Raw genomic sequence first — 371 nt, forward strand, 5'->3', positions numbered from 1 at the left:
AAAGCAGAAGATAAAATATATTATGATTTTGCTTTGATTAATAACGTCTCTGAACCCCCAGGCGAGATTAGTGATTTTCCTTTAATGAAGAGATATCTAGAAAAAGGTTATGAGGAAGTCGAGATGACTTCAGAAGAAAAACAAAAGAAGTTGGAAGAAATGAATGATCAATTTCGTCCGTTATATGACTATATAGATGTCAAAAAGTTTAGGGAAAATAACAGTGCTGAGCAGAATGCTAAGAACAATATTGCCAAGGAGTTAGCGAAATATAATGAATTGTTAAATCAAAAAGAAGAATTAGATTTTATACATCAAGAAAAAAACGATTATGATAAATTCCTTAAGACAATAGCTACACATTCGCAAGA

1 protein-coding gene is annotated in these 371 nt (G+C 30.7%); it reads left to right on the top strand.

Annotated elements, in window-relative coordinates; translation table 11 throughout:
- Positions 1-123 precede the first annotated feature (123 nt).
- On the top strand, positions 124-371 hold a 248-nt coding region (locus H3S73_RS13625; protein WP_198236994.1), incomplete at its 3' end, for a hypothetical protein.

Source organism: Gilliamella sp. B14384G12, assembly GCF_016101825.1.
In the GTDB taxonomy this organism is placed as follows: domain Bacteria; phylum Pseudomonadota; class Gammaproteobacteria; order Enterobacterales; family Orbaceae; genus Gilliamella; species Gilliamella apicola_N.